We start from the raw sequence: 289 nt of genomic DNA on the forward strand, positions 1-289 counted from the left end.
ACGTATTCTCGAAAGGCCGCGACTTCGGCGCCTGGCTTGGACTGGTGCCGAAGCAGATATCGACCGGCGACCGCACGATCCTCGGCAATATATCAAGGCGCGGCAATCGCTACCTGCGCGCGCTGTTCGTGCAAGCCGCGTGGGTTGTGCTGGTCAAGGTAAGGTGTTGGGAGCGCTATGGCCTCAACTCCTGGATCGAAGCCGCCAAGAAACGATTGCACCACAACGTGCTGGCGATTGCGCTCGCCAACAAGCTCGCCCGGATCGCCTGGGCGGTCCTCAACAAGGG

At 61.6% G+C, this 289-nt stretch carries 1 protein-coding gene; it reads left to right on the forward strand.

Annotated features, from left to right (window positions below):
• A partial coding sequence (locus ACZXDY_RS46690; protein ID WP_464350129.1) for a transposase occupies nucleotides 1–289 on the forward strand: 289 nt, incomplete at both ends.

It is taken from the genome of Bradyrhizobium sp. LeoB3, from assembly GCF_055456055.1.